Consider the following 23,076-nt stretch of genomic DNA (forward strand, 5'->3'; position numbering starts at 1 on the left):
GGACCCCTTTTTTTTCTTCTTGAATTTGGTATAATTCTATTAAGGAAGACAAAAAAGAACCGCTGCAAGGCAACGGTTCCTGTCTTGGTATCCCCGGTGGGAATCGAACCCACAATTAAGCTTTAGGAGAGCTTTGGTATATCCATTTACCTACGGAGACATATCAGATAACTTTCTAATACTAGCACATTTTATGGGTATTTTCAAGAGCCTTTTGCTGACCTTGAAATAAAGACCTGCACCTGCCTCTGAGTAGGTGGGTTATGGTCGCAAAATTCAAAATATTATGCTATACTATTGTCGTGAGAAAAAGCAAGTAGCAAGATTCATATAGAGGCAAATACATAAAGAGATGAAAAGTGCTGAGAAACAGGTGCGGAAAGGATGCAAAAAGATGAAGAAGAATGTACTGGTAATGACCGGAAGTCCACGAGACGGCGGAAACAGTGATTTACTGGCAGAAGCGTTTATAGAAGGCGCGGTATCGGCAGGCCACACCGTGACCAAGTGGAAAGCAGCAGAAAAGAATGTCGGCGGCTGTCACGCTTGTGATACCTGTTTCAGTACAACAAAAGCTTGCAGTTTTGATGATGACTTCAACGAGCTAGCGCCTCTTTTGAGTAAGGCAGATGCGCTGGTCCTGGTGACCCCGGTCTATTGGTTCAGCTATCCGGCCAAGTTGAAGGCCGCCATCGATAAAATGTATTCTTTCTACATGGGACAGCAGCCATTAAACGTTAAAGAGTCGGTACTGATTACTTGTGCGGAGATGGATGAGATGTATGTTTTTGATGGGCTGAAAGCAACTTATGATAATATCGTAAAGTTTTTACAGTGGGAGAATCGGGGCTATCTGCCGGTGCCGTCGGTGCAGAAGCCTGGAGATGTAATTTCTACGATGGCCCTGCACAAGGCCAGAGGCCTGGGCAGGGAGTTGTAGGAGCAGGTTATACGGATTGATTATTCAACCCGTAGTAGGCTAGCAGCAAGTCCACCATCTGCCCGTAGCTCTGGATTCCGTTGGCCTGAGCGTTAGCCTTCAAGTAGGTATCGTTAGCCGCGGCGGAGAGCCGGGAAGCACTCCCCTGGTACTGGTCCCAATATTGATTATTCTCAGTCAGATCAGCCAGGGCACGTTCCGGCAGCTGGAGAAGAAGTTGCTGGTATTCCTCCTGAGAGCTGTCCTCATACAGAGCGGCCAGCACATAGCTTAGAGCGTTCAGAGTTCCGCTATAGCGCAGCTCTGGCGAAGAAGAGCGGCTGCAAGCCAGGTAGGCAATGAAGCCGGCTTCGTCTTCTCGAATGTAGCCTTTTAAGTGGGCTAGTTCATGACAGATGGTGTAAGGCTTTATGTAGGCAAGCACGTCATTGTTATAGTTCGCCTCAATCGTATAAGGCGAAAACAGGCCGGTCAGGTTGAGCTGGGACATCCAGGAGGACATGAGTACAGGTTTTGGTTTTGGATAATAGCCGCTTAAAGTGGGGTATCTAAACCCTAGATTCTCCATTGCCAGGGTGGATTCCCTGTGGAGGGAATCGGTGTCCAGACTGGTGTCTGATAGTAGGGGAATGGTTTCTTGTAGGTCAGCGATAAGCAGACTGGATAGCTGTACCAGGTCCTGGTGGGCGGCTGGTGCAGGAAAAATACCGATGTCGCTGGCGATACCCTCTCGGGAATAGTTGAGGCCACAGGCCAGAGTCAGCATCAGTATGGCGGTACTAGCCAGACACAGGAGCAGGATCAGAGCCTTGGGCACAGCTCGCAGAATAGCCAGGGAGACGAAAGCATACAAACCGGCTTTTTTATTAATGGCTTGCAGCATATAGGCTGCAAAGGCAGTCAGCAGGAGAACAACTCCAGCAGTTAGAATGGAGACCAGCAAATATAAGTCCATTTCTAAGACAGAAAAAGGGAAGAGGGATAAAATTCGACCCAGACTGTTGGGAAAGAAGGGAAAGATGTGAGCTGCATACAGCTGACCTAGCTGAGGCCAGGTTCGGACAAGCAAAATCAACCCGGCACACAGGAGAGGTGTACCGAATCCGTAGAGCAGGGCATATGGATAAATTTTAAAAAAAGTCAGCAGTTTACGGCTCATAGCGGTTCCCTCCCTCCGTTTTTATACTAATGGTTCTATCATACGACAAAATTTATAACTGTTCGAGTAAATAATTAAATTGTAATCTTGTAATTTTTGACATGTTTTTAAACGTAAGGATGCTATACTGAAATATATGGGAGTTACTCAAACAATCATTCGCAGAAACTGTGCAGGACCAGCTTGTGCAGCAGAGTGGGAATATAGAAGTGACAGGAGGAAATAACTGAATGGGCCGTTTTTTTAGCATAAAGTATGACCGGTTGAGGCCATATGAGCCGGGGGAGCCGATACAACAGAAAAAAACCATTAAATTAAATACCAATGAAAGCCCTTATCCGGCCAGTCCCTTTGTCTACCGTTCCATTGATCAATTTGAAATCGACAATCTGAGACTATATTCAGATCCTAGTGCAGAGAAGCTTATAAAGGCCATTGCCAAAAATTTCAGCTTAGACGAAAGTCAAGTGGCGGTAGGCAATGGTTCAGACGAACTGCTGGCCTTGGTCTTCATGGCTTTTCAAAACCAAGAAGGAAGAGTCTATTTTCCTGAACTGACCTATGAGTTTTATAGCACCTGTGCAGAGGCTTTCTGCGGCAGTAAAATTGAGGTACCGCTGGGAGACGAACTGACTATTGATCCGGCGGATTACTGCGGACTAGATGGGACTATTGTGCTGGCGAATCCCAATACACCGACGGGCCTCGCGTTGACTAGAGCTCAGGTGGAGGCCATCCTTCGAGCGAACTCAGATAATCTGGTAGTAATCGATGAGGCGTACGGGGATTATGGTGCAGAGAGCTGTGTTCCGTTGATTGAGCAGTTCAGCAACCTGCTGGTTATTCAGACCTTCTCCAAATCAAGAAATCTGGCAGGAGCTCGCATCGGCTTTGCTATGGGCAGCCCAGAGCTTATCCAAGACATGAATCGGATTAAAAGAGCGTTCCATCCTCATAACATCAACAGGCTGTCGGTTATTGCAGGGACTGCGTCCATGAAAGATCAAGATTATTTTAAAAAATGTATAAACGATGTAAAGCGCACCAGAGAGGCCGTTGCCAAAGAGCTGAGAACCTTGGGCTTTACCGTTTTAGATTCCCAAGCAAACTTTCTGTTTGCCAGGTACCCTTCCTTGGGTGGAGGGGCTTACTGCCAAGCGTTGAAGGAGAAAAATATTCTCGTAAAACACAGCGACTCACCAAAAATTGTCGACTATGTCCGCATTACCATAGGCACTCCAGAGCAGATGGAACAACTGCTGAAAGCCACTAGGGACATCCTCGGCATTGAAGAACTGAGAGACAGTGAAAAGTAAAAGAGGAAGTCTTTAGAGGTAAGGAAATGTACATATCACTGAAAGAAATTTTGAAAAATAATATGTTTAAAGGAGCAACTGTTTTAGCTGGAGAACCAGGAACTGACCGGGAGGTCAAGCGGGTCATGGTATTTGATTACCCGGCTAACAGCGAAATCTTAGACCGGAACATCCTCACCAGCGGCGATTTTTTTATCACTGATCTGCATCAATTCAAGGAGGATGCTGAGGGGATTTACGATTACATTCATGCCCTAATCGATACCGGAAGCAGCGGGCTTTTAATTGTCACCGACGAGAACATCCGAGTGGTCACGGAGGACGTTTTAAAAATTTGCGATGACAGCAATTTCCCGTTGATTTTTATGAAGGAAGATCCTTCCTATGCTGGTATTATGGACACGATAAATCAGTATATTTCCATCGAGAACTTGAATGTAATCAACAACCTGAAGCTGGATAAAATCATGTATGGAAATATCTCTGAGGAGGAAAAACTGGACATTCTATACAGCATAAAGCCTGATGTACAGCAATATGTGCGGACCATCTATGTGGATGGTACCTTTCGTTCTGAAATGGATGAGTTGAAGACTCATGGGGCCTACTTAAATAATACTCAGGATATTTACCTGCGAAATAAAAGCTATAAAATATTTATCCTCAGTGCAGGCAAATTGAAACAGCTCCAGGAGCACTCGGATTGGACGGCAGAACAGCTTCGCAATGCTATTGACAAACCTAAGGTGGGATTTAGCCGAATCTACCCTAAAGAAGAAATCGGAATAGCACTAGAGGAAGGTCGGCGCTCCCTGGAAACAGCTAAGACCATGAACATTGATTTTCGAATATACAATCCCTTATCGGTTATGCAGTTGCTGGTGTCTCTAAAGGATACCAAGGAGGCTCAGGATTTCTATGAAGCCTATATCAATGCAGTAAAGGATAAGGTCTCTTCGGAAAATGCCCGGGAGGTGCTGCTGACCATGGAGACGTATGTGGCTAACGCGGGAGATTACAAAGCGACGGCCAAGGTCATGAACCAGCATGAGAACACCATTCGGTATCGAGTCAACAAAGTAAAATATGCGTTGGATATGGAGAATGACGACATTAAGTTTAAGGAAACCATTGCCCTAGCTGTAAAGCTGCGCATTCTCATGGATAAAGCCCTTGATTAGAGGTGTGAGGCGCCCCACGGAAGTGCCGCCAGCACCACATCTGGGGTTTTGTCCGGAAATAAGTCCTGCATAATTAGCAGAATCAAATTGTTATTATACAGTTCACCGGCCAGATGGGAAGCGTTCAGATTTTCTGTGAGCAGGGTCAAGGCTTCCGGGAAAAACAATGAAACGGTTGGAATCATCAGAGCTAACAGCACAAAAACATAAATGATGCCCTTGATGAAACCAAAGAGCATACCTGCCGTTCCATCCAGAAGACCGCTGATACCGTCATTGTGCTCTCTGGAAAAGAGCGAGATGATGGTATGAAGGACAACCTGAACGGCCAGTACCACAATCAGAAAACAGGCGATTGTAAAAAATAAATTAGATAAACCGGCTGAAATCGAGCCGGACAGGGTGTGGACCATGTTGGTCAGCGGTTCCTGTATAATAGTCGGCATACTTCCCTGCATCTCAGCAGGGGACATCGTGGTGCTGACTTTTTTATTGACATTTTCGTAAATGGAATCATAGCAATTGGTATGCTCCAAAATAAAGTCATTGAATTTTGGTGACAGAATGAAGGCTGCGCTGAGAGAAGCCAGCCATCCGGCCAGACGAACAAAGCTGCGCAGCAATCCGTGGTGGAATCCTCGCAGCATGCTGCCGATAACTACAGCGGCAATGATGGCATCAAGTATCATAAATGGATCTCCTTTCCCATATATATAGTATGGTACTAAAAATAACGGGGGAGGGCAATATGGAATATACAAAATATAACAAAGCCATGGTACTTCTTTCTGAGGAAAATCGCGATTTTGCGGCAAAGTCAGAACAGCCCATATATGGAAACTTGAGAATAGAGACAGGCAACGGCAAGGGCGCGATTTCTTTGAGCACCCAGAATCTGCGTTTTTTTGAGCGCAACCGCTACATTTACAAATTAATTTTATTTGGGGAGAAAAAGGAGCGGACGATTCATGCAGTAGTGGGATCACTGATTTTAAACCGATTTGGGACAGGAGAGAATTATTTTCGTTTTGAGCCAGGAAATGTAGATGGTCGGGGAGGCCAGCTGAGCGATTATTCTGTGGCTATTGTGGCAGCGGTGTCCATGAGGGACAACAAGGAACCACTGCATCCAGTGTTGAAAGGAAAGCTGGCTTTTGCCGGAAGCACTGTTATGGCAGCGGGTGCAGAGCGAGTAAATCGCAACGAGGAGGAATCCATGGAAGAGCAGGAAGAGTCGGAACAGAAGCGAGAGCGTCGTTTGGAACAGCCGCCAAAGGCAGGAAAAGATGTATTTGACGAAGCTCTGGAAGCAGGACCTTATGACACAGGGGATTTTGTAACTAAAAAAAGGGCTAACTATAACCAGTTTTACAATCAATATGTCAAGGAAGCCTGTGAGAAGACCGCTAAGACGGCGGAGCTTGCTGATCTGGTCTACCCATTCAGCAAGGACAAGACAGGTGCTCGGTGGCGGCGTGTTGCCAACGTGAAGCATTTGCCGTTGGTATCACCAGGCGCCATGTGGGGAGCTACGAAATACCGCCACTACATATTGGGGGAGGATGCCAATATGTACTACTTGGGTATACCGGGCCGCTTCATTCAAGAGGAGCAGCCGGAGGGGGGCCAGTCTGGCTTCGTCCTTTGGCAGCCTATCGCTGGAGCCGAAGGCTTGGAAGCTACCAAGGCAGACTGTTCCATGGAAAATCGTATGACAGCGTATGGCTACTGGATTACAGCCATAGATAAGGATACTGGAGATATCGTGGAGCCTATTCCGCTTGAAACCCGCAGCCCTAAGGGGAGAAGGGGATGATGCCTATGCCTGTCAGCTTCTGGCAGCGGTGGGGCCATCTCCCCAAAATAACTCATAAAAAATGACAGAGATTACTCTGTCATTTTTAATAAGCCTTTGCGGTCTACAATAGCGATACCCTTGCGGGATACGGTGATGTAGCCTTCTCCGGAAAGATATTTCAGGATTCTAGTGACTACCTCTCGGGCTGTGCCCAAGTGACCTGCAATTTGCTCATGAGTTAGGGCAATTGTATCACTCTGATCCAGGGCGGATTGTTCCAATAAAAACAATGCTAGTCGTTTATCCATTTTCATAAATAATACCTGTTCTACTATCCACATAACTTCGGAAAAGCGCATGGAAATAATATCGTTCATAAACTGTTCTACTCGAGGGCTTGTTTTGGCAATTTTATCATAGATAACAGGGCTGATGATAGCCAATTGTGTAGGAGTCTCTGCTGACACGTGGACATCAAAGGAAATATTCTTAAGCATGCAGGAGGCGGATAACATGCAGTTGTCCCCTTCTACTAGGCGAAACAAGGTTATTTCCTTGCCTTCGTCGGACAGCATAAAGGTCCGAAGGCGGCCGCTGATAACACCTAAGACTCCCGTACATTCTTGCCCGCCTCCATGGACGATGTCTCCCGGTTTAAAGGTGCGGAGCACCGTATTGGCAGATAGTTCTGCCTTGTGGGGAGGCGTAAGCTGCGCCCAAAAAGGATATAATTCAGAAAGCATTTTTTCATCAATCACACCGATCACCTCGAATATCTATTTGAATTTTCTGAAAACAGTGGTAAAATAAATATATTATAAAGTCTATAAATTTAGTATACCATACGCTTTAAAAAAGTGTGACTTTATCACTGAAACATTTTGTAAAAGCCGCTAAAATGACATTACTAATGAAAGATGGAGGATAAGTAAATGGATAGAAAGAAAGTTGTTATTATAGGCGGAGTTGCAGGGGGAGCTACCACTGCGGCAAGACTTAGAAGACTTGATAAAGATGCAGAAATCATTATCATGGAAAAAGGCGACTACATTTCTTATGCTAACTGTGGTCTCCCTTACTATATAGGTGACGTGATTAAGCAGCGGGAAGCTTTGCTGCTCCAGACGCCGGAAGCCATGAAGCAGCGATTTAACATAGAAGTGCGCACAGGCAACGAAGTCCTGTCTATTCAGCGACAAGAAAAGAAAGTGACTGTCAAGCGGGCAGCGGATGGCAGTCAGTACCAAGAAGACTACGACGTGCTGGTGCTTGCTACCGGATCTACGCCAATTGTTCCGCCAATCAAAGGCATTCAGGGAGAAGGGATTTTTACCCTGTGGAATATTCCGGACACCGACCGGATTAAAACTTACATCACAGAAAAGAAACCGAAGACGGCCGCGGTCATTGGCGGCGGATTTATCGGCTTAGAAATGGCCGAAAATCTTCGGCAGGTGGGCTGTCAGGTAGCCGTCATCGAAATGCAGGATCAGGTTATGACCCCGTTGGATTTTGAAATGGCGCAGCTGGTCCATGAGAATATGAAGCTGAACGGCGTGGAGTTGATTTTGTCTGATGGTGTTCAGACGTTTGAACAGGTTGCGCAGACCCCTGTGCCTACAAACCGGGTAACGCTGGCCAGTGGACGCCAGGTAGAAGCGGAGTTAGTGATTCTGTCCATCGGCATCAAGGCCAACAGTTCTTTGGCGAAGGAAGCTGGTTTAGAGTTGAATCAGCGAGGGGGTATTCTGGTCGATGACTATTTGAAGACCTCAGATGAATCTATCTATGCGGTAGGCGATGCCATTGAGGTAACGGAGTTCATCGAAAAGGGAAAAACCATGATTCCGCTGGCAGGTCCGGCGAACAAGCAGGCTCGCATTTGTGCTGGCAATATTGCAGCAGGCTTCGGCACAGTGAAAGGAAACCCAGAGACCTATGAGGGTACCCAAGGGACATCTGTAGCCAAGGTCTTCGATTTGACGGTAGCAGCCACAGGGCTTAACGAGAAAGCGCTGATTCGTATGGGGAAAAAGCCAGAGGTAGATTATTTTGTGGCAACGATCAGTCAAAAGTCTCACGCAGGCTACTATCCGGATGCAACGACCTTGACTATGAAGCTGTTGTTCGGACTGTCGGGTAAGATTTTCGGTGCTCAGATTGTGGGAGTGGATGGAGTGGATAAGCGGATTGACGTGATTGCTACTGCCATTCGGCTGGGGGCTACCGCTACAGACTTAAAGAAGCTGGAACTGGCTTATGCTCCACCGTACTCCTCCGCCAAGGATCCGGTGAACATGTTAGGCTTTGTCAGTGAGAATATCTTAAACGGATTGGTGCGATTCGTGCCTTGGAATGGGCTGGAAAAGCGGGAAGAGCTGGCAGAACAAGCTGGGGTGCCAGCTGTGACGGTGCTGGATGTGCGGGAAAGCTTTGAGCGGATGGCTTTTGCTCCGACAGATTCAGTTCATATTCCATTTGGACAGTTGAAAGAACGGTTGGGTGAGTTGGACCAGAATCAATTGATAGTGACTTTTTGTGCAATTGGTGTTCGGGCCTATAACGCGGCTCGGATTTTAATGAATGCTGGGTTTAAGCATGTTGCCGTGTATCCGGGAGGTGCGGGATTCTATCGGTCAGTCTTTCACGATACCTTATGTGGAAAGGAGGACGGGTCCTGCGGGACCCCCTTTCCCTCGGGGGGCGGGACGGTAACGGATAGCGGTGATGTGCAGAAAGCAACTTCGTTGGGCTTAGAAAACCTGGTTATCACTAAAAATGTGGATTGCAGCGGTCTCCAGTGTCCGGGACCTATTATGAAAGTGTACAATGCAGTCAACGAAATAGAGGAAGGGGACCTTATCAAGGTTTCTGCTACGGATATGGGCTTTGCCGCTGACATTGAGTCCTGGTGTAAGCGCACAGGCAATACCTTGGTAAAGAGAGAACGAGAGGGCAAGCAGAATGTGGTGTACCTCCAAAAAGGAGCAGCTCAGAGCGGTGGTATAGGAGAAGGGGAAACCAAAGTGGCAGAGTTGCCTCAGGGAAAGACCATGGTGGTATTCAGCGGGGATTTAGATAAAGTGCTGGCTTCTTTCATTATCGCTAATGGGGCCGCAGCCATGGGCCGTCCGGTAACCATGTTCTTTACCTTCTGGGGATTAAACGCCTTGCGGAAGCAGCAGAAACAGACGATACAAAAGCCGTTTATTGAAGGTATGTTTGGACGGATGATGCCAAGGGGCGTATCTAAATTAAAACTATCCAATATGAATATGGGCGGTATGGGCACCAAAATGATGAAGAAGGTTATGAATGACAAGAATGTGGATTCGCTGGAGGCCTTAATGAAGAAGGCCATGGAGAATGGTGTTAAACTGGTAGCCTGCACCATGTCTATGGACGTGATGGGTATTCGCAAAGAGGAGCTGATCGACGGTGTGGGGCTGGGCGGTGTAGCGGCCTACTTGGGGGATGCAGAGCAAGCCAATGTAAATTTATTTATCTGAGATAAAAGATATAGAAAAGCTAAGCGCAGGAAAAAAGGTGCGCTTAGCTTTTTTGATTCTTAATGTTTAATTGCAGCGAATGGCTAAGTTATTTTCGGGTTTCTGATAGACAATTTTTCCCCCGACCATGGTGAGCTCTGGAAGGATATCTTTAATGTCCATGGGGTCAATAGTAAAAATATCCTTATCCAGGATGACCATATCTGCATAATAGCCTTCTTTGATTCGGCCTTTTTTATCTTCCATGAATTCCGCATAAGCGCTGCCCGTAGTATAGGCATCGATGGCGGTATAGATGTCTACGCACTCCTGGGGATAAAAGCCTTCCGGCGGATTGCCTTGAAAATCCTTTCGGGTAACTGCACTGTAAAGGTTGGGAAACGGATTGCAGGATTCCACAGGACAGTCTGTTCCGTAGGAAATGAGACCGCCTAAATCATGAAGGGTTTTAAAGGCATAGGAGGTGGAAGAAAGTTCTTTACCGCAGCGGTCTTCTACGATGTGCATATCATAATCCAGAAAAACGGGCTGATACAGGACCAGGATTCCTAAGCGAGCAATTCGCTCTAGCAAGGACCTATCGGTAATCTGACAGTGTACGAGAGCGTGGCGAAGCTTATTCTTTCCGTCGATAAAGGCTTTTTCATAGCAGTCGATGGTCTGTTCGATGGCAGCATCGCCGATGACATGCGTGATGACCTGCAAGTTGTTTTCCGCGGCTAGTTGGCAATATTGCTCCATTTCTTCTTTGGTAACCCATTCCAATCCGAAGTTGCCGGAATCATCGGCGTATTCTTGCCGCATGAAAGCCGTCCTAGCCCCCAGGCTGCCATCCTTAAAGAGCTTTAAGGGACCGAGGGTCAGCCAGGAGTCCTCTGGATAGCTTCCCCGAGCATATTCGCCAGTTTCTAGGTATTCTTTGAAATCGGCCACCCGGTTAAAGCACACTTGATGACGGTAGCGAAGAAGGGCTTTGTCTTCATCAAATATCTGATGGAACATAGAAAAGTAAGCGGTTGCATCTAGCACGGTGCTGCCAATATCGTTACTTTGTATACTGGTAAGACCATGAGCAACAGCATATTCCATGGTGCGAATGAACAATTGAGCCCTTTCGGCTGGAGAAAACTCTGGAATAATCTCTTTAACAAAATTACAGGCGTTTTCTGTAAAGATCCCATTGGGGTACCCGTCTGAACCCAGCTCAAAGGTGCCTCCCGGCCACTGAGGAGACTTTCCGTCGATACCGACTGTCTCAATAGCCTTTGTATTGGTAGAGATGATATGACCGCAGATCCGTTCCAACACAATAGGAATGTCCGTGGAAATCTTGTCTAAATCAAACCGGTTGGGATTTCTCTTTTCATCCGTGAAAAGATCTTGATTCCAGCCGATCGCGTGAAGGCCGTGTTGAATATTTTTCGGGTTTTCGGCTATAAACGTTTTACATCGGTCAATTATATCGCCGATGGAGGTGCAGTCCATGAGGGATACTTGGGCCATAGAATCTGCAAAGAGAAGAATGTGCAGATGAGAATCGTTTAAGCCTGGAATAACTGTTTTTCCTTTGCAGTCGATGAATTGGCAAGAATCATCTGCCAGAGCTAGAATTTTCTCATTGCTGCCAACCTTGCCAATCAAGCCATTCTCGATAAAAACAGCTTCTGCAAATTTTTCTCTTTCAAGATAGACTTTGCCGTTATGTAATATAGTGCTCATGTGTTAAGACCCCTCTCTTACATTTGTAACGTAATTAGATTTTCTCCATTGCCGGTCGAAGTATAGATTGAATATGTAAAATTATAAACTAAAAATGGTATCGATAAAATCTTATTCCCTTGAATTTTTAATAAAAGTAGTTAAAAACAAAAGATATGTGTCCTAAAGTTTATTTATACAGACCTTTTATCTAAGTGGACCAATAAGGCGAAAACCAGACTAGTAAAAGGCGACGATAAAAGGCTTTCAGGAATTGTTTTTTTCTTGAATAATACAGGCAATTGTGATAACATTGTAAGGTATATGAGAAATTTCATGATAGACGCGCTGGATGAAGCGAGAAAAGCTTATAGCTGCGGGGAAATCCCCATTGGTGCAGTGGTGGAGAAAGATGGACAGATTATCGGTCGAGGTTATAACCAGACAGAGACCTTGAGAGATCCTACGGCTCACGCAGAGATGATTGCCATACGGGAGGCAGCGAAGACTTTAGGCGGCTGGCGGCTGGCGGGCTGTGAACTGTACGTAACCTGTGAGCCTTGTGCCATGTGTGCAGGAGCCATGGTTTGGTCCCGGATTCATAAGGTGCATATTGGTACCATGGACCCTAAAGGAGGCGCTTGTGGGTCTGTATTTAACATTATTCAGGAAGAAAAATTAAATCATTTTGTAGAAATAGAAACCGGTCTGATGGAAGCGGAATGCGCCAGTCTTTTGAAATCTTTTTTCAGGGATTTGCGCCAAAGAGGTTCTCGGTGGAAGAAACAGAAAGAATCAGAACTTACGAAATAGAAAGTAGAGGAACGCACATGAAAAGATCCATTGGTGCAATAGCGGCACTGGTATTGTTAATGGTTATGATGACCACATCTTTTGGTTTTGCAGGAACTTTAAAGCTGGAGGATTCTTATCCTAGAGATGGGGATAAAGGCATGCAGGTGGAAAATTCCGGTGTCAAGTTGTACTTCAATCAAAAGATGATTGCTAAGAACAATATAGAGGAAAATTTGGAAAGCTTTAAGCTGACCGATGCCAAAGGCAAGGCCCTGCCTATCCGCGTGCTTTACAGCCCAAAGGAAGAGGGACTGGTTCTTGTTCTGGTAGATAATCAAACCCTACTTTCAGACAGTACCTATAAGCTGTCTATCTCCAAGGATGTGATGGCGGCCTCTGGTGATACTTTAGCCAAGAATCAGTCCATCACTTTTAACACGGTAGATACCAGCTCCGCTATGAAGGCTAACATGGCCATGATGGGTATCATGGTGGTGGGTGTAGTCTTTATGTCCAGCAGAGCGGCTAAGAAGCAAATGGAAAAGGATAAAGAAGAAGCGGGCGTAGAAGAGAAAGTCAATCCATATAAAGTAGCTAAGGAAACGGGAAAGTCCGTAGAAGAAGTTGTTGCTTTGGATCAGAAGGATAAAGAGAAGCAGCGGCGAAAGCAAGCGAAAAAGCTAGCCAAGGAAGCCGAAGAATGGACCGATGAAGATGAAGACGCTGTCTTAAATGACAACAAGCGGGTGAAAGGTCCTCGTCCAATTGCTGCGGGAGGTAGTGCATACCTCACCGGCAGAAAGGCGGCGGCAGAGGAGAGGGCTAGAAAGCAAGCTCAAGCAGGAACGACTCGTCCGAAAAATAAAGGCAAGAAAAAGAAATAAGCGGAAATTTTTCAGCTCACTTTATGCTAGGCCATAAGGTGAGCTGTTTTGATAAGCGGGGAGATGAGATGAAGGAGATCAGCGTAAAATCTTATGCGAAGATCAACCTGTCCTTGGACGTGTTGGGCATCCTGCCCAGCGGGTATCATCAGGTAGAAATGATTATGCAGCAACTGGACCTGCACGATGTGGTGACAGTAAGGTGGACGGAGAATCCGGAATTGCCAGGAGTGGAAATTCGAGTGGAATCTAATCGGGCAGACTTGCCGGTGAGCTCGGAAAACCTGGCCTATAAGGCGGCAGAGCGGATGGCTCAAGAATTAGGTAAAAGAGGAACGGTCTACATATTTTTACAAAAGAATATTCCGGTAGCTGCGGGGTTAGCGGGAGGAAGCGGTAATGGTGCTGCGGTCCTCCACAGTTTGAATGCGCTGTGGGAGGCGGGGTTATCAGTGAAAGAGCTTTGCCGTATAGGGCTTTCGTTGGGAGCCGACGTGCCTTTTTGCATCATGGGTCAAGCTAAGGGAAATCCGCAGCTGGGAGACGCCATCAGTGGAGACCCGCTGGCCTGTACCTGCGCCTATGCAGAAGGCATTGGTGAAAGGCTAACGCCGCTGCCGGCCCTGCCTGCTTACGTGTTGCTGAGTAAGCCCCCTTTGGGTGTGTCTACGGCAGAAGTATACCGGGGCATTGATGAAGAATTAGGGTTGGAAAAGCCTGAGGATGGAGAAAAACTCCTTGTATTACAACGACATATGGACACAAAAGCGCTTATAGAGGGCATAAAGTCTCATAATTATGAAAAAATAATCGAGATTATGGCAAATCTGCTTGAATTATTCACCATAAAGCAGTATCCTATCATTATGTATACAAAAGACAAGATTGTCGAAAGGGGCAATGCCGCTAAAGTGCTTATGAGCGGAAGTGGTCCCACCGTATTTGCCCTTTATTTTGAAGAAGATAAAATGAATCAGGATTATGAAGCTTTATGTGACGTGAATGAGGAGACGTATGCAACGAAAACATTGAGATAAAATAAGAAGATGATGAGGTGAAATATGCTAAACTTTGATATTCAAAACCATAGACCGTTGAGGGAAATTGTCTATGAGGAATTGAAACTACAGATCTTGACAGGAAAGATTGCTCCTGGCACGAGAATGATGGAGGTAGAACTGGCAGAGGATATGGGCGTGAGCCGGACTCCCATCCGCGAGGCGATTCGTAAGCTGGAGAAAGAAGGCCTGGTCATCATAGAGCCCCGCAGAGGTGCCTACGCATCCCAAATTTCTACAGAGGATATGGTGGAGATTTTAGAGGTACGGCAGAATATGGAGGGGCTGGCTGCTTTTATCGCTGCCAGCAAGATGAAACCGGAGCAGCTGAAATGTATTGAGCAAGCAGAGGAAGAATATAATCGAGCGGTAGAGACGGGTAGTACGGCGGATATGATCTACTACGATTCTCAGTTTCACAAACTAATCGTGGAAGCCAGCAACAACAAGACGCTGTTGCAGCTTATCGAGCCACTGCAAGAAATGGCACTGCGCTTTCGTTACTTATATTATGACGATTTTAAGCGGGCGGAAAACATGCCCCATGAGCACCAAGTTATCATTGACGCCATTGCGCAAGGCAATGCCGAGGCCGCCAAGGAGGCAGCTGATACCCACATAAAGAAATTGAAAGAGCTGGTTATGACCGAAGGCGTCTAGCTTGCCGTGTAAATTTAAAAACAAAAAAGCGGTACTTTTGAGAGAAAATACATCTCAAAGGTACCGCTTTATAATTTTTTGTAGTTGAATCATTGATTATGTAATGGGATGCATCCGCCGCATTTCATCCAAGATGGTCTGGAAGATGTCGTCACTCATGACGGTTACAAAATTAGTTGTTAAAAAATCTTTTATTTCTAAGGTAAAAGTGATCGTCATAACGGAATGAAACCGACCATACATGAATTCCTTGTAGGAGTTGGTATCCAGTACTTCACCGAGCTTCGGCGTAGAGATATCAATTTCTTTATTAAGAAACGTGGCCAAAGCCGTAGAAGAGGAGCCCATCATCTGGTTCATCAATTCACAGATAGCGCTCTTGGAAAGTTCATCGATTTCGGTAATCTCCATAGAAGTCATTTGGGATACCATCCGCAAAATATCATCCCGTTTCAGTAACAGGGAATTGGTTCCCTTCAATCCCTTTACGTAGTCCACGCTGATACCGTAAGCTGGCTCCAGGTAAGTGATATCCAGCTCTTTTGGGGAGACAATGTCTATCTTGGGAATGGAGATGTTGACTGTCTTGTTCAGTATGATGGATAAGGCTGTTGCTGAAGAGCCAATGCCAATATTAAAAAGCTCACCAATAGCATCTATTTCTTTTTTTGTTACATCCATGTCGCACACTCCTTGTATATGACGCACTGACTACTAAAATAAAGAATTAATGCATTTAGAGTACCACAAAAGCTGTAGGGATTCAATTGTTTTTGGAGATTGGCAGACAGGTTTTCCTATAGTCTGGATTCAGAAGGAAACCCGACCGCAGATGGTCGACAAGGGGGTAACCTCCAGGCAGATTTGCCAGAAACAAGTTGTAATACAAAGAGAGGACTAGGAATAAACTGTATTGTGTTCAAGTATGCAGATGCGGACAACGCCGCAGAATACGCGTTGCAAATCTAACGTATAAGGGGGAATCAATCATGACCTATGATAAGAATATACCTGATTTTGCACTTCAGCCGGCAAGGGAGCCTGAGGAACCGGATGTTTTCGATCCATCACCTTACGACCGGCTGTTGAACCTGCACAATCAGGAGAAGAGTGTAGGAGACTTGCCAGACGAAGCAGAAGGAACAGAGGAATACAGCTTCTTTCCATTCAACAAGGCAGAAGAGGACCAAGCAGAGAACGACCTGGCCGGCACAGGATTTCCAGGCCGGGATTTTCAGGGCGGAAGTTTTGCTGCATCGGAAACGGATGCTCCAGCAGGGACCTCTGGTGAAGAGGCCGTATTTGGGAAGCCGGAAGGGGACAGCCAGAAACGTCGGCAGGATTTAAAAAGAGTTTTGGAAAGCCGGAGCACTGGCACGAGAACTCTGCCAGAGGATGTTTGGGCTCAGTTGGAAGCTCAGCTTGTGCAAGAACTGATGCCTCAGGCCAAGCCACCGACAGACCTGCAAGCTATAGAAAATACGGAAGCTGATTTGCTGACAGCCGCTTGGGCGCCAGAAGAGCTGCCTGACCTTGACGCGGAGTCTGTTCTGGCAGAAGTCCGGACAGAAGCAGCTGAATCGGAGGTTGAGCTGGAGTCCGAAGCCGTTTCCGCAGGAGCAAAGCTGGAAGCTGAAGCGGAAATAAACAAAGAAGAAACTGCATCGGAACCAGAAGCGGTTATAGCGGTCAATGAAGCAGAAGTGGAAGCAGATGCGGAGACCGTCTTGGCCGTCGACCAGCCAGAAGCAGAGGCAGAGCCGGAGACGGTTGCTGTCATCGGACAGCCGGCACCTGAATCAGAGCAGGTGCTGGAAACCTGGGCCCCCGCAACGGAAGCGGAAGAGGTGCAGGAAGAAAGTTCGGAACAATCTGTAGAAGCGTGGGTACCGGAAGAAAGGCACCAAGATTCACATCGAAGCCGGCAGGGAACTCAGGAAAAGTCGGCTGTGACAGCACCTGCCGCAGGAGCAAACAGCGAAGCGGCTCTCATTGTGCCAACGGCAGGCTCGCTGCTGACCAACGAATTAAAGATGACCGATATCCGGGAAAAGCCGGAGACCCGTGTCTATATAGAAGAAGATATCTTGGTGCCAGATACCAAGGAGGACTTGGCTTCCATCCTTTCCATGACCGGAAAAGCCAGCCTCAGCGACTCGGAAATCCGGGTAGGACAGCTGAGTCAGGATTCGGTTAAGATTAACGGAGAGGTTGAGCTGCATACCCTGTACATTCCTGAAAATTACACTGGGGAGCACCATATCATCAATATCCAGTCTCGACTGCCTTTTAAAACCGAGTGGCCGGTGGCAGCGGAGCCTCTTTCCAGGCTGGCTATTCAACCGACGATTGAGAGCGTAGACTATACGGTAATCAATGAACGAAAATTCCGGGCAAAGTTAACAGTTCGGCTGACCATGCGAGAATATGCCAATGTAGAGATGCAAGTATTCCAAGGCATAAGAGGAGAAAAACTCCAGCTGCTAAAGGAAAAGATCCAGATGACTCACGTGTCAGAGCGAAAAACAGATGTCATGGAGATCAACGAAACCTTGGCACTAAAAGATTCCCAGCCTAAGCCAGAACGGATTTTAAAATATGACATTGATATCGTGGAGAATCACAAACAGGTTACGGAGGATAAGGCGGTAGTCAATGCCACCATCTATTGCAACGTGTTGTATCTAGGCAGTGTCAGCGATACGGATGGGGAGGCCGGAGAGGGCGCTACTGTGACGAGGCTGTCGCCACAGCTGTTCCAGGGAAAGACAGAGTTTACCCAGTTTATTCCTATTGCAAATCCGGCAGAGGGCAGCAAGATTTCTTTCCATTACAATAGCTTGAATGTACACATCAAAGAGCCGTCGGAAGACGATGGGCCGGAAAATGCTTTTTCTCTGGATGGTCGAGTAGAAACTACCATTGAAATTTACAAGAATCTGGAGCGGGAGATCGTCACCGACATATACCACCGGACCAGAGACGTGGTTTGCGACAAGGTAGAACTGGAAGCCATGTCCTTGGGCGGCAGCGGAGTAACCGAAGCGGCAGTCCGGGAGATTATCAATGTGCCAGAAAAATATGGGGAAGTTAAGCGGGTTATTTATATCTACGGAGATATTCAAAATAGCCGGAGCTTTTTAGAACAGAACAAAAATATTGTTGAAGGCACTATTGCTATTACGCTGCTCTGTCTGCCGGAGGATGAGAGTAAGGCTGCATTCCGTCTGAATAAAGAACTGAATTTCCGCGGATCGATGGAGATTCCTATGGGTCGGGGCGACACCAAGGCGAACAGCGAAATTGCTATCAAGGAACTGTGGTTTGACCGCATTAATGCCAAACAGATTGAGGTTAACGCCAACTTGTTTATTTCTTCCTCTGTATACGGGCAGGATAAGTATCAGGTCATTCAAAATGTCTGCTTTGTGGAAGCGAAAGAAGACGGCGGTGTAAAGCCGGGCATGGTGGTATATATCACTAAAAATGATGATACGCTGTGGAATATTGCAAAGAAATACCGGACTACAATGGAGATGATTACGGAGATTAACGATCTGTCTGGAGAGCAGACTCTGCCGGAGGGCATGAAACTGTTAATTGTGAAATAAAAAAAGGGTGATATTTTCTACATAATAAAAGAGATGTTGGGCAAAAGATGAATAAAAAGCCTCCTGTTGGCCATACTTCCAAATAAGGGAGTGAGCGGACAGGAGGTTTTTATGAAATTTGATAAACGACAAATGCAGGCCATGTTATTTATTTTGATTTGCATGATTGCATATACAGGATGGTATACTCAAAACGCAGAAAAGCAGAAGGTTCATACAGGAATCATACGCTTTCACGTGCTGGCCAATAGCAATTCACCGGCAGACCAGCAGTTAAAACTGAAGGTTCGGGATGGCGTATTGGAGGCGGTGAACCAGGAACTGGTTCGGGAGACCATGGAAAAGTATGATTCCTTAGAGGATGTCAATCCGGGGAATCAAGAGCTGCCAGCAGTACAGCCTTCCGAGGCGGGACAGAGCAATGTGGAAGGGGAGCTCGCCAAGGAGACTATGGCTGTAGTAGATAGCAGAAATAGTGCACAAGTATCCTTGGGGGTGCAGGAGTCCCGAACTTATCTAGCCACACATCTCGACTTTATTGAAGAGGTGGCCGAACAGATTATCCAGGAAAATGGTTATGGATATCAGGTTAATGCAGAGCTGGGAGTTAGGTGGATACCAGAGAAAACATATGGTGACATGACTTTCCCCGCAGGGAATTATGAGGCCTTAAACATTACTATCGGTTCGGGAGAGGGAAATAACTGGTGGTGTGTACTCTTTCCTCCCCTATGTCTAATTGATGGTTCCGATGACCCCGATCAGTTGAATGCTTTTGAAACGACAAGTTCTGCAGCAGTGGGAATGACGGAAGATCTGCTGAAGCTGCGAAAGTCTAACAAGGAAAGCGTTTCCACGCAAGCAGCTATTAAATTGAAGTTTAAGACCTTAGAGCTGTTGGAGCAAAAGGGCGAATAATTTATAAAATAAAAGTGACTAAATATAAAGAACGAGCAGGGGCTGATTGATTCAGCTTTCGCTCGTTCTTTTGGTGTTGAAGATTTATATGAAAATCCAAAGGATTAGCTGCTGGTCTTCTCCCCTAAGGTCAGGGTGAGTTTTTTCATCTCGTTGTCGTTGTTGCGGACAATGGTGATTTGCACCTTGTCGCCCACTTCATAGCCGTCAAAAGCACTGGTCAGATCGGAAGCTGCGCTGATTTTCTTGTCTCCTACGTAGTAAATCATGTCACCACTTTTAAAGCCGGCTGCTTTAGCGAAGTCGCTGTCCACACTTTTCACATAGATGCCCAGACTGGTGGCCCCATAGAATACGGCGTTGCGCATAGAAGTCAGATCAATGAAGGTCATGCCCGTATCAATACGGCCGCGCACATAGCCATAGTCGGCCAGTTCTTGTGCAATCTTCTTTACTTCGTTAACCGGAATGGCAAAGCCTAGCCCCTCCACGTCAGAACCGGAGGATTTGGCAACGATGACGCCTACCAGCTCGCCGTTCTGATTAAACATACCGCCGCCGGAGTTGCCCGGATTGATAGAAGCATCGGTTTGAAGAAGAGTCATATTTTTACCGTCAATGGTAATGGAGCGGTCTAACGCACTGACGATACCGGCTGTTACTGTACCGCCCAAGCTGCCTAATGGGTTGCCGATGACTACGGTTAAATCTCCCACTTCCAAGGCACTGCTGTCTCCATAAACAACGGGGGTCAACCCGCTGGCATCAATTTTTAAAACGGCAATATCGGTTTCATCATCTGTCCCAATTAAGGTTGCGGTATAGGACTTGCTGTTTTTTAGTGTGACAGTAATCTTGTTGGAATTTTCAATGACGTGATTGTTGGTGACAATGTAGCCGTCAGAGGAAACGATAACGCCACTGCCGGCACCTTCTGTAACGTATTGCTGCATCCAGGAGTCTGTCACCATAGCTTCTGTCTTAATCTCTACCACCGAGTTGGCGTTTAGTGCGGCGATCTCCTTGATGGTCAGATTGCTGTCAGTAGACTGCTCTAAGGTCGTGCCGGTCTTGGAAACACTCAGTTGCTGAGAAGCTTGGGACCGAGTGCCGAAGCTGCTGCTTTCACTGGACAGACTGTTGGCCAGCAGGGCCCCGCCAAAGCCAAATGCGGCAGATGTCAGTAAGCATAAAACCACCACCAGGGCAATTCCCATTCGAGATTTTTTAAAGTGAAACTTGCGTTTATGTGGCGAGCCGTGATTTGTCTCTGAGCCTGCCCCAGAAGATTCCTCTATGATGACAAAGTTCACGTCTTGTATCGGTTCGCGATTGTTATTCTCCCCTGAATAATAATGGTTAAAATGATTCATAAACAAATCCCCTCCTATTTCTGTATTAGATTTCTCCGGTGGGATTTGAGCTCACACCGAAGGTATAAGCATATATTACTGCTCTATTGTGAACTTTTGGTGAAAAAAAGATGTTTATGTGGTAAAATATATTGTTAATAGTGTAGAATGACCTATAAAGCTGCAAATTATGCAGGATACGGGAGATTGTGTAATGAGAGACAAGTATAATCGTTGGCAGAAGTTCCTGGAGGAACAGACTGTGCGAATTGACAGCTCAGAGGAGCTTGGGGAGATAAATCGTCAGCTGCTGGAAGAGCTGAAAGCCTGCGATAGGATGGAAAACGCAGAAGAAGAGATTTACGAGCGATTTTATAAAGAAGTGGAGTTTGGTACAGGAGGGCTTCGGGGAATCTTGGGAGCTGGAACAAACCGGCTAAATCTTTATACCGTGGCTAAGGCTACTCAGGGAATTGCCAATTATATAAAGGCTGGAGAATATTTAGTGGATTCGCCGCTGAATAAGAAGAAAAGCGGTAAGAACCCAGCGGTGGCTATTGCTTACGACAGCCGCATCTATTCCGCAGTCTTTGCAAAAATCGCCGCAGAAGTGTTGATGGCTAATGATATCAATGTTTATTTATATGAGGAATTGATGCCTACACCGGCACTCTCTTTTGCTGTACGGCACTTTGACTGCGCTATGGGCATTATGATTACCGCTAGCCATAATCCGGCTAAATATAATGGCTATAAGGTATATGACAATTCAGGGTGCCAGGTGACTCTGGCCGCGGCGGAAAAGCTTTTTACTTATATAGATCAACTGGATATTTTTGAGGATATTAAAGCTGCGGGTGGTCGTGGTATACTGAAAGGACTGGGAGAAGAGACGGTTGAGGCGTATCTGGATGCGGTTCAGTCTGAACGGGCCTTGCAGTCAGAAGTGGATCAAAAGGCTTTGCAGGCGCTCTCTGTGGTGTATACACCTCTGAATGGAGCGGGCAATAAGCCGGTACGGCAGATGTTGGACCGGTTGGGGGTAGGAAAGGTGGCCGTAGTTAGGGAGCAGGAGCTGCCAGACGGCCGTTTTCCTACTTGCCCGTATCCAAATCCAGAAAAGAAGGAGGCTTTAGCCTTAGGCTTGGCTTTATGCACCGAACTGGCTATGGAGGCCGAAGCTGCTGGACGGGGAGAGGATGCTCCGGACTTGCTGCTGGCCACGGATCCCGACTGCGACCGAATTGGCTTAGCTGCCAGACGACCAGTAGACGGAAAACTGGCATCCTATCAGCTGTTGACCGGTAATGAAGTGGGCGTTTTGCTTTTGGATTTTCTGATTGATACCAAGGTGAAGAGCGGCAAGAAAAAAAATCCGATTTTTGTCACGACCATCGTCTCTACCAGGATGGCTGGTGTCTTAGCAACTTGCCGGGGCGTGCAGCAGCATCTGACCTTGACGGGTTTTAAATTTATCGGTGAGCAGATTGGATTATTGGAGAATCAGGGGCGTGAGCAGGAGTTTTTGTTCGGATTTGAAGAAAGCTACGGCTATCTCTCCGGGGCCTATGTGCGAGATAAGGACGCGGTCAACGGAGCCATGCTCATCTGCGAGATGGCGGCTTACTACAAGGCTAGAGGCGTAACCCTGATAGAACGATTAGAGGAGCTATATCAGGAATATGGCTATTTCCGGGATCAACTGATTGATTTTACCTTTGAAGGGGTAAAAGGTATGGAGACCATGGCTAATCTTATGGAGACATTCCGCAGTAGACTGCCCGAATCTTTTATTGGTCAGACGGTGGTGGAAGTGGCAGATTACCAAAAACAGCAGCGGACGGTTCTAGGAGGGGCAACTGGCTCGCCGATGACGACCGATACAGGGCTGCCTGCTTCTGACGTAATTCAGGTACTTTTATCAAAGGGCTGTTCCTTTACAGTGCGGCCTTCGGGAACGGAACCAAAGCTGAAAATTTATTTATCGGCTAAAGGAACGACGGCTCAGGAGTCAGAAGAAATAATTGAGGCGTTAGGGAAAGAATTGACAGACATCGTTCATAGCAGATAGACGATGGTCTGGGCGTAGAAAGCGGTTTGAGGTTTGTGGAATCAAGGCAGGCGCTATCCAGTCGTTTTTGGGTTATCGCTAAATAGGAAATAAAATTGTTAAACATAAATAGACGATATGGAATCC

19 protein-coding genes and 1 tRNA gene are annotated in these 23,076 nt (G+C 46.6%); 13 read left to right on the forward strand and 7 right to left on the reverse strand.

Annotated elements, in window-relative coordinates; all coding sequences use genetic code 11:
- Positions 1-85: 85 nt before the first annotated feature.
- Positions 86-160: transfer RNA gene (locus Ami103574_RS01755), tRNA-Arg, on the reverse strand.
- Between the two features lie 234 nt (positions 161-394).
- Here Ami103574_RS01755 and Ami103574_RS01760 point away from each other — a divergent pair.
- On the forward strand, positions 395-940 hold the full coding sequence (locus tag Ami103574_RS01760) for a flavodoxin family protein (protein WP_163065033.1): 546 nt from the start codon (positions 395-397) through the stop codon (positions 938-940).
- A 7-nt stretch (positions 941-947) separates the two neighbouring features.
- Here Ami103574_RS01760 and Ami103574_RS01765 read toward each other — a convergent pair whose 3' ends face one another.
- Positions 948-2,099 carry a DUF3810 domain-containing protein gene (locus Ami103574_RS01765; RefSeq protein WP_163065034.1) on the reverse strand — a complete coding sequence of 384 codons (1,152 nt, stop codon included), beginning with the start codon at positions 2,097-2,099 and terminating at the stop codon, positions 948-950.
- A 230-nt stretch (positions 2,100-2,329) separates the two neighbouring features.
- Here Ami103574_RS01765 and hisC point away from each other — a divergent pair, with 230 nt between their 5' ends.
- Positions 2,330-3,415, forward strand: coding sequence for a histidinol-phosphate transaminase (hisC, locus tag Ami103574_RS01770; protein ID WP_163065035.1), 1,086 nt, complete (start codon positions 2,330-2,332; stop codon positions 3,413-3,415).
- A gap of 26 nt (positions 3,416-3,441) precedes the next feature.
- Positions 3,442-4,596, forward strand: a complete 1,155-nt coding sequence (locus Ami103574_RS01775) for a PucR family transcriptional regulator (RefSeq protein ID WP_163065036.1) — start codon at positions 3,442-3,444, stop codon at positions 4,594-4,596.
- Here the strand turns inward: Ami103574_RS01775 and Ami103574_RS01780 are convergent.
- Entirely contained in the window at positions 4,593-5,285 is a 693-nt protein-coding gene (locus tag Ami103574_RS01780) for a CvpA family protein (protein WP_163065037.1), read from the reverse strand. The genes Ami103574_RS01775 and Ami103574_RS01780 overlap by 4 nt on opposite strands.
- 59 nt (positions 5,286-5,344) lie before the next feature.
- Here Ami103574_RS01780 and Ami103574_RS01785 point away from each other — a divergent pair, with 59 nt between their 5' ends.
- Positions 5,345-6,412 (forward strand): hypothetical protein, encoded by a 1,068-nt coding sequence (locus Ami103574_RS01785; protein ID WP_163065038.1) that lies wholly within the window; start codon positions 5,345-5,347, stop codon positions 6,410-6,412.
- A gap of 71 nt (positions 6,413-6,483) precedes the next feature.
- On the opposite strand, the gene Ami103574_RS01790 is transcribed toward Ami103574_RS01785, so the two are convergent.
- Positions 6,484-7,152 carry a Crp/Fnr family transcriptional regulator gene (locus Ami103574_RS01790; RefSeq protein WP_163065039.1) on the reverse strand — a complete coding sequence of 223 codons (669 nt, stop codon included), beginning with the start codon at positions 7,150-7,152 and terminating at the stop codon, positions 6,484-6,486.
- A gap of 174 nt (positions 7,153-7,326) precedes the next feature.
- Here Ami103574_RS01790 and Ami103574_RS01795 point away from each other — a divergent pair, with 174 nt between their 5' ends.
- The gene (locus Ami103574_RS01795) at positions 7,327-9,903 is read left to right on the forward strand and encodes an FAD-dependent oxidoreductase (RefSeq protein ID WP_163065040.1); all 2,577 of its coding nucleotides are present in this window, start codon (positions 7,327-7,329) and stop codon (positions 9,901-9,903) included.
- A 66-nt stretch (positions 9,904-9,969) separates the two neighbouring features.
- Here the strand turns inward: Ami103574_RS01795 and Ami103574_RS01800 are convergent, their stop codons facing one another.
- The gene (locus Ami103574_RS01800) at positions 9,970-11,622 is read right to left on the reverse strand and encodes an amidohydrolase (RefSeq protein WP_163065041.1); all 1,653 of its coding nucleotides are present in this window, start codon (positions 11,620-11,622) and stop codon (positions 9,970-9,972) included.
- A gap of 315 nt (positions 11,623-11,937) precedes the next feature.
- Between Ami103574_RS01800 and tadA the strand changes: the two genes are divergently transcribed.
- From tadA to Ami103574_RS01820, 4 genes are all read left to right on the forward strand, one after another.
- Positions 11,938-12,414, forward strand: a complete 477-nt coding sequence (gene tadA / locus Ami103574_RS01805) for a tRNA adenosine(34) deaminase TadA (RefSeq protein ID WP_163065042.1) — start codon at positions 11,938-11,940, stop codon at positions 12,412-12,414.
- A 17-nt stretch (positions 12,415-12,431) separates the two neighbouring features.
- Positions 12,432-13,280, forward strand: coding sequence for an Ig-like domain-containing protein (locus Ami103574_RS01810; protein ID WP_163065043.1), 849 nt, complete (start codon positions 12,432-12,434; stop codon positions 13,278-13,280).
- 68 nt (positions 13,281-13,348) lie between these two features.
- Entirely contained in the window at positions 13,349-14,317 is a 969-nt protein-coding gene (ispE, locus tag Ami103574_RS01815; RefSeq protein ID WP_163065044.1) for a 4-(cytidine 5'-diphospho)-2-C-methyl-D-erythritol kinase, read from the forward strand.
- A gap of 24 nt (positions 14,318-14,341) precedes the next feature.
- Positions 14,342-14,998: a GntR family transcriptional regulator gene (locus tag Ami103574_RS01820; protein WP_163065045.1), complete on the forward strand. Its 657-nt coding sequence runs from the start codon at positions 14,342-14,344 to the stop codon at positions 14,996-14,998.
- A gap of 96 nt (positions 14,999-15,094) precedes the next feature.
- Here Ami103574_RS01820 and Ami103574_RS01825 read toward each other — a convergent pair whose 3' ends face one another.
- Positions 15,095-15,679 (reverse strand): chemotaxis protein CheC, encoded by a 585-nt coding sequence (locus Ami103574_RS01825; RefSeq protein WP_163067894.1) that lies wholly within the window; start codon positions 15,677-15,679, stop codon positions 15,095-15,097.
- Between the two features lie 99 nt (positions 15,680-15,778).
- On the opposite strand from Ami103574_RS01825, the gene Ami103574_RS01830 reads away from it, so the two are divergent.
- From Ami103574_RS01830 to Ami103574_RS01840, 3 genes are all read left to right on the forward strand, one after another.
- Entirely contained in the window at positions 15,779-15,967 is a 189-nt protein-coding gene (locus Ami103574_RS01830; RefSeq protein ID WP_163065046.1) for a hypothetical protein, read from the forward strand.
- A 20-nt stretch (positions 15,968-15,987) separates the two neighbouring features.
- Positions 15,988-18,609: a DUF3794 and LysM peptidoglycan-binding domain-containing protein gene (locus Ami103574_RS01835; RefSeq protein WP_163065047.1), complete on the forward strand. Its 2,622-nt coding sequence runs from the start codon at positions 15,988-15,990 to the stop codon at positions 18,607-18,609.
- 111 nt (positions 18,610-18,720) lie between these two features.
- Positions 18,721-19,527, forward strand: a complete 807-nt coding sequence (locus Ami103574_RS01840; protein WP_163065048.1) for a stage II sporulation protein R — start codon at positions 18,721-18,723, stop codon at positions 19,525-19,527.
- A gap of 104 nt (positions 19,528-19,631) precedes the next feature.
- Here Ami103574_RS01840 and Ami103574_RS01845 read toward each other — a convergent pair whose 3' ends face one another.
- Positions 19,632-20,900, reverse strand: a complete 1,269-nt coding sequence (locus tag Ami103574_RS01845) for a S1C family serine protease (protein WP_163065049.1) — start codon at positions 20,898-20,900, stop codon at positions 19,632-19,634.
- A 193-nt stretch (positions 20,901-21,093) separates the two neighbouring features.
- Between Ami103574_RS01845 and Ami103574_RS01850 the strand changes: the two genes are divergently transcribed.
- Complete coding sequence (locus Ami103574_RS01850; RefSeq protein WP_163065050.1) at positions 21,094-22,950, forward strand: phospho-sugar mutase; 1,857 nt, start codon at positions 21,094-21,096, stop codon at positions 22,948-22,950.
- The last annotated feature ends 126 nt before the right edge of the window (positions 22,951-23,076 follow it).

This window comes from Aminipila butyrica (genome assembly GCF_010669305.1).
In the GTDB taxonomy this organism is placed as follows: Bacteria; Bacillota; Clostridia; order Peptostreptococcales; family Anaerovoracaceae; genus Aminipila; species Aminipila butyrica.